Genomic DNA, 9370 nt, shown 5'->3' with positions numbered 1-9370 from the left:
AGCTGCAGACACTCTTCGCGATCTGGACCGGCGCCTGCCCCACCTGTCACCGCGACATGCCAGACCTCGCACCAACATGACCAAGCCCTACTAGGGCTTCGTCAAAGACCTCGCCGCCCGCACCGGCGCCACCCCGGCCACCGCCCGCTGGGACACTGGCGCCGTCCTCGCCGTCGTCACCCGCCTCGCCGGGCCCGACCTCCTCGCCCGGATCCTGCGCCAGCTCCCCGGCGGCTACGCCCTCCTCTTCGGCCAGGCCGAACTGCGGCAGCCCCAGCCCGCCGCCGCCTGACCCAGACGAGCAGCGCGTGCACATGCGGCAGGGCCGGAACCGCAGGAGCGGTTCCGGCCCTGCCGCATGAGGGTCAGTGCTTGAAGACGTCCTTGACCTTCTCCTTGGTCTCGCGGGCGTCGCCCGTGGCCCGCTCCGCGCGGCCTTCTGCGGTCAGCCGCTCGTTGCCCGTCAGGCGGCCAGCGGTCTCCTTGAGCTTGCCCTTGGCCTGCTCGCCCTTTGCCTCGGCCTTCTGCTCACCAGACACAGCTGATCACTCCCTCTTGGGTGGAAACGCCTTACGAACCCCGTATGGCCGCTGAAGGCTCTCGTACGTAGACAGGCCCGGCTGCAACCGTCCCGCCCAGGCGCACCAGGTCCGCGATGCGGCCCAGCGCGCTACCGGGGGAGAAAGGCGCGGACGGTCTTGCCGCCTTCGGGCCCAGGCGTGACGACGACGCGGTAGGCAAGGTCGTTGACCATGTGCCAGCCGAATCCACCCGTCCCGTCGACGAGGTCAGGGGTCCGCATCCGCGGCATCCGCGGGCTGGCATCCTCGACGACGACCTCGATCGTGCCGGGGTGGGCGGCGAAACGGAGGGTGTAGGCGCCACCACCGTGGCGCAGGGCGTTCGTCACCAGCTCGGAGACGACCAGGACGACCGTGTCGGTCTGCTCCCGGCCGATGGCCGGCTGCCCGAGGGCTTCGAGGAAGGCCCGGGTGGCCTGGCGCGCCTCGGCGACGGCGGACAGGGAACGAGGGGCTGTGCGCTCGGCGCTCATCGTGGTCATCGCGCGCTCCCGTATCTGTTGCCGGTATCCGGCCCTGCCTGCTCGGTCGTTGTCCCCCCGCCCGCAGCCGTTCAACCCGACAGCACCCGATTACCTCAGAGACACGCGCACGAAAATCTATGTCGGCCGGAGTAGACATTGGGCCGTGGCGTGGTTATGGTTTCTCTCGTAGCCCAGAGAGACCGCAGGGCCTGGCAGAGACGAACTGCCGGGCAGCAGTACCAGTAGTTGCAGTGCGTAGGACGGTGCGGTGGTGGAGTTCCGAAGCCAGGGTTGTGCAGGACGGCGACGGGACTGACGGCCGGACCGGGTGGCCCGCAGTCATCAGGGGCCACCACAGGCAGTAACGCAGTGGTTGCAGTACCCAGCAGTGAAAGTCAGTGAGCAGCACCTCGGTGAAGGCGTCGGCTGCGGGCGCGCGCACCGGGAAGTTCGGCAGTGGGGTTCTAAGCCAGAGCAGACGCAGGACGGGCGACGGGGCTGGCTGCCGGAGCGTGGCGCTTGGTCAGGCCACGAGCAGTAAAGAAGTACGCAGTACCAGCAGTTCGCAGTTCCCCGCTTGGTAAGCAGTTGATCATCCGAGGGATGAACGGAGGGATTGGGCGCCATCAGGATCGCCCGGGCGGAAGTCTGAGCCCGGGTACCGCAGGACATCGATAGTGAGGTGGTCTCCGGTCAAGCAACCGCGATCCCCGCACCCCCGACAGAGCTCAGGTCGGGTCAGCGGAAACAGAAGGCCGGCGCAGTACCAGGGCCGGCAGATGGTGTAGCAGTTCCTTCGGGGCCCTGGTGCCATAGGCACCAGGGCCCCTCCACGCGTTCCACAGAGAGGTTCAATGACAGCAGACGACTCGTTCGGCCGTCTCGATGACGACGACTACCCCGCCTACACCATGGGCCGGGCCGCCGAGATGCTCGGCACCACCCAGGGCTTCCTCCGCGCCATCGGCGAAGCCCGCCTCATCACCCCGCTCCGCTCCGCCGGCGGACACCGCCGCTACTCCCGCTACCAGCTCCGCATCGCGGCCCGGGCCCGGGAACTCGTCGACCACGGGACGCCGGTCGAGGCCGCCTGCCGCATCGTCATCCTCGAAGACCAGCTTGAGGAAGCCCAGCGCATCAACGCCGAACACCACCGCGGCGCCGGACCCGCGAACCCGACGGCTGCGGCCTGAGACGCGCGGCTGGCCCAGGAGCTTCGCGGCTGCCGCCCACCCACGTTGCCCGGAACGCAAGGCGTTGCGGGCAACCTCGTCTCCTGCGGCCCTGGGGTCGGAAGCGACCTACGCACGGAGGTGAGGGTCACTCTCATAAATGACCGTTATCTTGAGCCGCCGAGATGGTCAGGGCTGTGACCTGGGTGTCCTCGTTGCGGACAACGTCCGCAACGAGGACCGGCGGAGTGGCCGGCCCTTGGATCAGTAGGGGCCGATCGTTACCGAAGAGCGGCGCGTGGGAACGGGTTCCGGTGCTGGATCATCAAGATTGTGAAGTCCAGCCGTGCGGAGGTGTCCGAGGGCTTCGGCGAGCTGTCGGCGGAGCCGGGGCCGCGAGTACCTGAACCGCGTTAACACCCTCGGGATCGAGGCCCCGTAGTAACGGCCGCGGGGGAATTACGGATGGTCGTCGTTGATGAGGCTCGCTGAAGTCCCCACTCTTTGTTCTGGGGGTTCCCTGAGTTACTTGCTCGGGTTCTGCACCTGAGAACGCCGACCGGAGCGGAAACTCCACGCGGAGGTGATGCGCCCCACCGCTGGTGAGCAGGCCGAGTGCGCCACGTTCAGGGAATCAGATCTGACGGTCATTGCGATGGCGGCCAAGGGCCCGGCCGAAACGCTCGGAGATGCCCGGCAGGAGACTCTCGCCGTCAGTCGGCCGGTCCAGGCCGAAGACGTAGCCAGGGAAGTCCAGGCCCTTTTGCACCGCCCAGATCGCCTCGTGGTCCTGGGGCGGAAGAATCCGCGCCGGGTCGCCCACGGCTACCCAGCCGATCGGCACCATCGAGTCGGCGGGCAGCACCGTGCGCAGGTGCACGATACCGTTGATGCGCACCTCCGAGCGCGTCCCGATCCGCGCGCCGTTGAACACCCTGCTGCCGGTTGCCAGAAATACCTCGTCTGCAACCGAGCAGCCGGTCAGGTACGAGGTAGGGCCGACCAGGACCTGCCGGCCCACGCTCAGCGGGTCGCGGCGCGTCCCGCGCAGGACCGCGTTCTCCATCACGATGCAGCCCTCGCCGAGTTCCACCGGGCCACCTTCGGCGGTGAGCACGGCGCCGAACAGCACCCGGCACCCCGCTCCCACCCGCACGTCCCCGCACAGCGTCGCGGTCGGCGCGACATAGGCCGTGGGGTGCACGGTCGGCGAGAAGCCCTCATGATCGATCAACATGCCCGCGATCATGTCCCAGCCCGGGCCGGCTCCGCGCGCAATTCCACCTAACGAGACCGCTGGCCCCCTGCACCAGGCTGTCTATGAGCGGGATATCCCCATGGCCCTCGGCGGCGGTGTGCCCAGGCCCGGAGACCTCATCCGGAGACGGTGCGGGCCGTCGCCCGGGGAACCGACTGGAAAAAGAAGGGCGAATGGGGAGCATTCGGGATCCGCATCATCGTCTGGCCGTGACATGAGAAGGGCCGCACGGGGTTGGGTGAGTTGTGCAGCTGACCTGGGCCCGTGCGGCCTGCTCCCACCCTGCCCTGACCGGGGTCTCCCGCGCACACCTCGGCGAGTTGCTCGAAGAGCTCGCGCCTGTGTGGGATGCCGCTCGTGAGTCTGAGCTACGTCAGGCTCGTGGCGGGCCGCGTCGCCGGGCGGCCGGGGCCGGGCGGAAGCCCAAGTTGGTCTTCGCCGACCGGCTGCTGGCCACACTGGTGCACCTGCGACACCAGCTACCGCATGAAGTGCTGGCCGAGCTGTACGGCGTGGACCGCTCGACAGTCTCCGCCGCGATCCGTCAGGTCCGTCCCCTTCTGGCTACCCGGGGCTTCGCAGTCCCCGACCGGCCCGGCCTGCGGCTGCGGACCCTGGAGGACCTCTTCGCCTATGCCGACGCCGAAGGCGTCGAGGTACGACTCGACGGCGCCGAGACCCAGGTCCGTCGCCCGAAGGCCGGGCACCCAGGCCGACGGGCGTTCGTCTCGGGCAAGCGCAAGCAGAACACCATCAAGACGACCACGTTCAGCGACGGCCAGGGCCGCATGCTGCTGTCTGGAGTCGTCCGACCAGGACGAATGCACGATCAGACGGCGGTCCGCAGCGAGGGCATCGCAGAACAGCTCCGCCTGCACCCCACGGTAAAGACCAAGGCCGACTCCGGCTATCTCGGGCTGGCCAAGGAGTTTCCCGACCAGGTGAGCGTCCCGCCGAGGAAGCCGAAGGACGACACCAGCGACGGCGAGAAGTACGCGTGGCGCGAGATGCGCCGCCGCCAGTCCTCGGCCCGGATCTGCGTCGAGCACACCAACGCCGAACTACGGCAGTGGGCACCACTTCGCCGGTTCACCGGACGGCGCGATACCTACGAGGAGAGCCACATGGCGATCGCCTCGCTCGTCTCCGACCGATCCGCCAAGAGACCCACCCGCCGCCGGACGAGCACCGAACTCGTCCTTGCCAGCGAGGTGGCCTGCTGATCACCCACCAGTCAAACCGACAGGCCAGCACGCCCCGACCTCAATTTCCCCCGACTTCGTAAGCCGTCAGACCTTCAAGATCAACTATTGGCGGCTTCTGGGTTCACCTCGGCGACACCCCGTGTACGCGAAGGTCTCCTACAGCGGGCTGCGGTTCTTCGCCCACGCTCCGCACCCCCCGCACTGCGAGTTCGCTTTGCAGGGTGAGTCCGAGGCCCACCACCTCCTGAAGCTGGTTCTGACCAGCGCGGCCCGGGACGCCGGCGCCCACGCCGAGCTGGAGGTGAGGGCCCCGGACGGTTCCTGGCGCGCGGACGTGCTGGCCACCGATCCGACCGGGACGTGGCAGATGGCGCTGGAGGCCCAGTATCGCCGATCGCCGGAAACCGACGGGTTCGTGGAATCGCGGAGCACTCTGTCGCGGAACTGGCCGTGGGTTGTGCCTCTACGAGGTCGATTCTGCCGCGGGTTCGCGCGGAGCACGACCGACGTGCAGGCGCCGTCGCCGGGGAGAATCCGGCGACGGCGCCTGGGTGGTTAGACGGTGTCTCAGCGCACGACGTCGAAGACCTGCTTCTGCAGACCGTTGCTGTACGCCTCGTGCTCGACGAGCTTGAGCTTCTGGGTGTCCTTGTCGCTGGCGGGGAACAGGCGCTTGCCGGCGCCGAGCAGGAGCGGGTAGACGACGAGGTGGTAGCGGTCGACGAGGCCCGCGTCGGCGAGGCCGTGGTTGAGCGAGGCGCTGCCGTGGACGATGATCGGGCCGCCGTCGGTCTCCTTGAGGGCGGCGACCTCGTCGAGGGAGCGCAGGATGGTGGTGTCGCCCCAGTTGGTGACGAGCTTGTCGTCGGTGAGGGTGGTGGAGACGACGTACTTCGGCATCGTCTTGTAGCCGGCGAAGTCGTCCATGTCGGGCCACACGGGGCTGAACGCTTCGTAGCTGACCCGGCCGAGCAGGATCGCGGTGGCTTCCTGCTGCTCGCGGCCCTTGATCTCGAACGCCTCGGGGACGAAGTCGACGTCCTTGAAGGTCCATCCGGTGTTGCGGTAGCCGGGCTCGCCGCCCGGGCCTTCCACGACGCCGTCGAGGGAGATGAAGGCGGAGCTGATCAGAGTACGCATGGTGCTGTCCTTGTGGGTGTGCGGTGCTCGGTGGTCTTACTGACCGCCGCTTCGGGGCTGCCCGAGGTAGCGGGGGTCTTGGTCGGGGTGTCCCCGGGGGTCAGTTGAGGAGGCCGGTCAGCCAGTGCTGCCAGGCGGTCTCGGCTCCGTCGGTGTCCGGCCCGAACAGGTGGTGGAAGATCAGCGCGGTGCTGGGTCCGTGGTGGAAGGTGTAGATCGCGTCGGCGGTGCGGATCTTCATGCGTTCGGCGTCGGCCCAGACCACCTCTCCGTCCAGCGGCGGCAGCCCGGCGGGCTCGGCGTGGCCCCGGTCGCCCGTAGCCGGCGCGGCCGGGAGCGACAGTGCCTGGGCGATGGCCGCGCGGGTCTGGGACGCCGACCTGCCCTGGGACGGCGCGAACGCGAACACGGGCTCCGCGGTGCGTCCGGGGAAGTGGGCCAGGTACTCCACGAGCGTCTGCAGGTGGAAGGGCCAGCCGCTGCGCAGGGCGTCGTACTCGTCCTGCCAGTCGTCGCCGAGTAGGCCGCTGTGGACGACGCGGAGGACGGTGCTGCCGTGGTCCCGTCCCTCGATGAGGTACTCGAAGGCCATGAACCGGCCGTCTTCGTCCTCGGCGGTCTGGGTCGCGAAGCGTTTGCCGGGCTCGTACGCGGTCACCACGGCCTCGGCTCGGTGGCCTCCGGTGTCCATGGCGGCGACGCCGCCCTCGCGCGGTTCGACCGCGTTGCGCCCCATGAACCAGGAGTCGATCCCGGGTCCGGTCGCGATGGCCTCCCAGACCTGTTCCGGGCTCGCCTGGAGCGTCGTCTCCAGCTCGATCTCGAAGGGGTGCGTCATCCTCGGGGCTCCTGTCCTGCGTCGGTGTCGGTCTCCTGCGTCCCCCCGGTCCGCTGTCGCGGACCTGCTGCCGTTCCTGCGGCAGTCGGCGCGGCAGGTATCTGGTGCATGCCGATGACCATGCGGTAGCTCCTGCCCTCCGGCGCGGCCTCGTCGTGGTAGCGGCCGACGAGGGCCGCCACGGTCTGGGTCAAGGCCTCGGCGAAAGCCATCCGATCGGCGGCCGTGGCGAAGCGGATCTCGGTGTCGATACCGAAGGTGGCGACCCGCCGGCCGGCCTTGGAGGCGCCGGTCAGCAGCGACCCGACCTCCTGGACCAGCCGGGCGCCCAGCGCCAGCAGCCACCGGGCGGAGAGCTGGTCGGGCGCCTTGGCGGGATCCGGGCTCACGGCGGCCAGCGCGGTCGGGGAGATGACGTAGGAGGAGGCGGTGGCGCTGTACACCCGCTCGGTGACGTTGCCCTTGCGGCGCTCCTCGGTGAGCTCGACCAGCCCGTGCCGCTCCAGTTCCTTCAGGTGGTAGTTGACCTTCTGCCGTGGCAGCCCCAGGCGGGCGGCCAGCATGGTGGCGGATCCGGGCTCGGCCAGGGAGGCAAGGATCCGGGACCTCATCGGGTCCAGCGATGCCTCGGCGGCGGCGGCTTCTTCGATCACGGCAACGTCCAGCACCAGCCCAACCTCCGTTGGAATAGAAAATCCGGCAAGACAAGAGATTTTGTCGGTGGACCGATGAAACGGCGACCCGAGCTGTCGTCGCGGCGACTACGCCGGCACCCGGCGCGGCGCGTGAAGCGGTTAGCGCAGGCGGGTGCGGAGCCCGGGAATGACGATCGCGGCGACCGCGAGGTGGGTGAGGATCAGAGTCACGCGCGTGGCGAGGTCAGTGTTCGGGACCAGGAGGTCTGGCAGGAGGGACAGACCCGTGAGCGCGACTGTCGTACGGACGAACATCGCAGCGGGACGGCGCGACCACTTCCGAAAGGCAGCGGCCAGTACGACGCCCACCATCGAGAACACGAAGGCGAGCTGCGTGAAGCCGAGCAGCGGGATTCCCTCACCGCCGACCTCCAGTGACACGCCGATGGCGTCCGCCGCCGCGGCGATCACCGTCGCAACGACGGCGCCTCCCGCCGCGAAGGCGAGACCCGGCCACCACAGCGCGCGAGGGCCGATCACGACCGGATCGTGGTCAGGGGCGATCGAGGTTGATCTGGACACGTCGGTCTCCTTGCCGAGGGGTGGGTGGCCGCTTGCGTCAGTGGTCAGGTCATCAGCCACGTCCGCGTCGGTACCCCTCCAGACTCCTTCGGACAAGAAAAATTGTCAAGACAAGAAAAATCGTCGGTGCCTGGGCTGATCGGTCCGCCAGGCGGCTCGCCGAGACCGAACATCGTGCTTGACCTGGGCTATGGGGCGATGGGGCCCGGCTTCTTGTCCGGGTGCGCCGACAGGACGTAGCGGGTGGCGGAGATGGTGGACAGGCCGAAGAGTGGTCAAGCGGCTGGAACCCGCTCGTCCTCCAGCGTGGTGAAGTCGATGTCGAGGCGGGTGTCGTAGTCCTCCGGGGTGATGCCGGTCTCGTGTGTGGAGTACACGCCGAACCGGTTGATGTGCTCGGTCAGGTGCGGCGAGATCTCGGCCAGGGCCAGGGGGTCGATCTCCCAGCCCTCGGCTTGCAGCTGGCGCACCACGTCGGCGATGTCCAGGGTGTTGTGGAAGATCACCAGGTTGGCCAGCAGCGAGGTGAACTTCACGTCCTTCTCCTGCTCGACCGGGTCGTTGTGCGCGACCGTGCCGCGCTGCCCGAACTGCACCCAGTCGCTGAAGCCGTTGAACGCCTCCACCTTGTTGGTCGCGGCCGTCACCCGGCCGCGCAGCGGTGCGTCCGAGAGGTAGCGCAGCAGCTGGACGGTGCGGATCACCCGCCCGACCTCCCTGAAGGCCGTGTAGGTGGCGTTCTTGTGGGAGCCGGAGCGCAGCCGCTTGAGCAGCAGCGTCGAGGAGATCGTGCCCTCGCGGACCGAGACCGTGACCCGCATCAGGTCCTTGAAGTGGGTCTCGATCAGGTCCCAGTCGATGACGTTGCGCCCGGGCCTGCCGCTGTTCGTCATGGTCACCCCGGCCGACATGAACGACCGCAACGCGGCGAAGGAAGTGCTGTTCCGGCTACGGCTGATGCACCCCGAAATCACCATCGTCTGGGCCGACTCCGCCTATGCCGGACAGCTCGTGACCTGGGCGAAGACGTACCTGAACCTGACGATCAAGACCGTCAGCCGCCCGAAGAACCCCCCCCGGATTCGTCGTCCTGCCCCGGCGCTGGGTCGTCGAACGCTCCCACGCCTGGGTCATGCACGCCCGTCGGCACGCTCGCGACTACGAACGGCTCATCCAGCACTCGGAGTCACTGATCACCTGGGCCGCGATCACCCTCATGACCAGGCGAATCACCCGCCGAAGTTCCCGCAGAAGCGGACAATCGGCCTCCCGAGAGGCCCAACGCGACTGATCCACTTGGCACTGACGGTCAGCAGTCCCACCAAGAGGTCACCGGGCCCTCAAACCAGCCCAATTGTCGCACCACCACGCGGCTCCATCAGCGCAACCAGCAAACCGAAGCCCGCCCGTCAGCTGCTGACCACGGGATCGAGAGCCTTTGCCATGACCAATTCCCTGCGCACACCATCCGGCAGCAGGTCGCCCGGCTCCCCGG

The 9370-nt window shown here is 68.4% G+C and carries 10 protein-coding genes and 2 pseudogenes; 4 read left to right on the top strand and 8 right to left on the bottom strand.

From position 1 onward, the window contains the following. Positions 1 to 94: 94 nt before the first annotated feature. Positions 95 to 292, top strand: a pseudogene (locus ACGFU7_RS46885) (DUF2267 domain-containing protein); the annotation flags it as partial. A 73-nt stretch (positions 293 to 365) separates the two neighbouring features. Here the strand turns inward: ACGFU7_RS46885 and ACGFU7_RS46880 are convergent. Both ACGFU7_RS46880 and ACGFU7_RS46875 read right to left on the bottom strand, forming a co-directional pair. Next, positions 366 to 539 (bottom strand): CsbD family protein, encoded by a 174-nt coding sequence (locus ACGFU7_RS46880; RefSeq protein WP_393704821.1) that lies wholly within the window; start codon positions 537 to 539, stop codon positions 366 to 368. Positions 540 to 670: 131 nt separating this feature from the next. Beyond that, entirely contained in the window at positions 671 to 1063 is a 393-nt protein-coding gene (locus tag ACGFU7_RS46875; protein WP_393704820.1) for an ATP-binding protein, read from the bottom strand. A gap of 836 nt (positions 1064 to 1899) precedes the next feature. Between ACGFU7_RS46875 and ACGFU7_RS46870 the strand changes: the two genes are divergently transcribed. Then, positions 1900 to 2238 carry a MerR family transcriptional regulator gene (locus ACGFU7_RS46870; RefSeq protein WP_393704818.1) on the top strand — a complete coding sequence of 113 codons (339 nt, stop codon included), beginning with the start codon at positions 1900 to 1902 and terminating at the stop codon, positions 2236 to 2238. Positions 2239 to 2851: 613 nt separating this feature from the next. On the opposite strand, the gene ACGFU7_RS46865 is transcribed toward ACGFU7_RS46870, so the two are convergent. Continuing rightward, a complete protein-coding gene (locus tag ACGFU7_RS46865) occupies positions 2852 to 3466 on the bottom strand; it encodes a gamma carbonic anhydrase family protein (RefSeq protein WP_393704816.1) in 615 nt (204 codons plus the stop codon). A gap of 260 nt (positions 3467 to 3726) precedes the next feature. On the opposite strand from ACGFU7_RS46865, the gene ACGFU7_RS46860 reads away from it, so the two are divergent. Further along, positions 3727 to 4698 (top strand): transposase family protein, encoded by a 972-nt coding sequence (locus tag ACGFU7_RS46860; protein WP_393704823.1) that lies wholly within the window; start codon positions 3727 to 3729, stop codon positions 4696 to 4698. A 549-nt stretch (positions 4699 to 5247) separates the two neighbouring features. On the opposite strand, the gene ACGFU7_RS46855 is transcribed toward ACGFU7_RS46860, so the two are convergent. The 5 genes from ACGFU7_RS46855 to ACGFU7_RS46835 form a co-directional block, all read right to left on the bottom strand. Continuing rightward, the gene (locus ACGFU7_RS46855) at positions 5248 to 5820 is read right to left on the bottom strand and encodes a dihydrofolate reductase family protein (RefSeq protein WP_393704814.1); all 573 of its coding nucleotides are present in this window, start codon (positions 5818 to 5820) and stop codon (positions 5248 to 5250) included. Between the two features lie 100 nt (positions 5821 to 5920). Then, positions 5921 to 6658, bottom strand: coding sequence for an SRPBCC domain-containing protein (locus ACGFU7_RS46850; protein WP_393704812.1), 738 nt, complete (start codon positions 6656 to 6658; stop codon positions 5921 to 5923). Further along, the gene (locus ACGFU7_RS46845; protein WP_393704811.1) at positions 6655 to 7326 is read right to left on the bottom strand and encodes an ArsR/SmtB family transcription factor; all 672 of its coding nucleotides are present in this window, start codon (positions 7324 to 7326) and stop codon (positions 6655 to 6657) included. Before ACGFU7_RS46845 ends, ACGFU7_RS46850 begins: the two co-directional genes overlap by 4 nt. 126 nt (positions 7327 to 7452) lie before the next feature. Next, positions 7453 to 7875: a DUF6069 family protein gene (locus tag ACGFU7_RS46840; RefSeq protein ID WP_393704809.1), complete on the bottom strand. Its 423-nt coding sequence runs from the start codon at positions 7873 to 7875 to the stop codon at positions 7453 to 7455. Positions 7876 to 8150: 275 nt separating this feature from the next. Then, the gene (locus ACGFU7_RS46835; protein WP_393704807.1) at positions 8151 to 8768 is read right to left on the bottom strand and encodes a Tn3 family transposase; all 618 of its coding nucleotides are present in this window, start codon (positions 8766 to 8768) and stop codon (positions 8151 to 8153) included. Here ACGFU7_RS46835 and ACGFU7_RS46830 point away from each other — a divergent pair. After that, positions 8749 to 9112: pseudogene (locus ACGFU7_RS46830) on the top strand (transposase); the annotation flags it as partial. The gene ACGFU7_RS46835 and the pseudogene ACGFU7_RS46830 overlap by 20 nt on opposite strands. Between the last annotated feature and the right edge of the window lie 258 nt (positions 9113 to 9370).

The sequence above is a fragment of the Streptomyces sp. NPDC048473 genome (genome assembly GCF_043200155.1).
Classification (GTDB): domain Bacteria; phylum Actinomycetota; class Actinomycetes; order Streptomycetales; family Streptomycetaceae; genus Streptomyces.
Note: the sequence above shows the minus strand (reverse complement) of the source record. Positions and strands in the feature narration are given on the sequence as shown.

Bases quoted from the DNA above. Each gene is read 5' to 3' on its own strand.
- ACGFU7_RS46875 (WP_393704820.1), bottom strand. From the start codon at position 1,063: ATGACCACGATGAGCGCCGAGCGCACAGCCCCTCGTTCCCTGTCCGCC.
- ACGFU7_RS46870 (WP_393704818.1), top strand. From the start codon at position 1,900: ATGACAGCAGACGACTCGTTCGGCCGTCTCGATGACGACGACTACCCC.
- ACGFU7_RS46865 (WP_393704816.1), bottom strand. From the start codon at position 3,466: ATGATCGCGGGCATGTTGATCGATCATGAGGGCTTCTCGCCGACCGTG.
- ACGFU7_RS46855 (WP_393704814.1), bottom strand. From the start codon at position 5,820: ATGCGTACTCTGATCAGCTCCGCCTTCATCTCCCTCGACGGCGTCGTG.
- ACGFU7_RS46850 (WP_393704812.1), bottom strand. From the start codon at position 6,658: ATGACGCACCCCTTCGAGATCGAGCTGGAGACGACGCTCCAGGCGAGC.
- ACGFU7_RS46835 (WP_393704807.1), bottom strand. From the start codon at position 8,768: ATGACGAACAGCGGCAGGCCCGGGCGCAACGTCATCGACTGGGACCTG.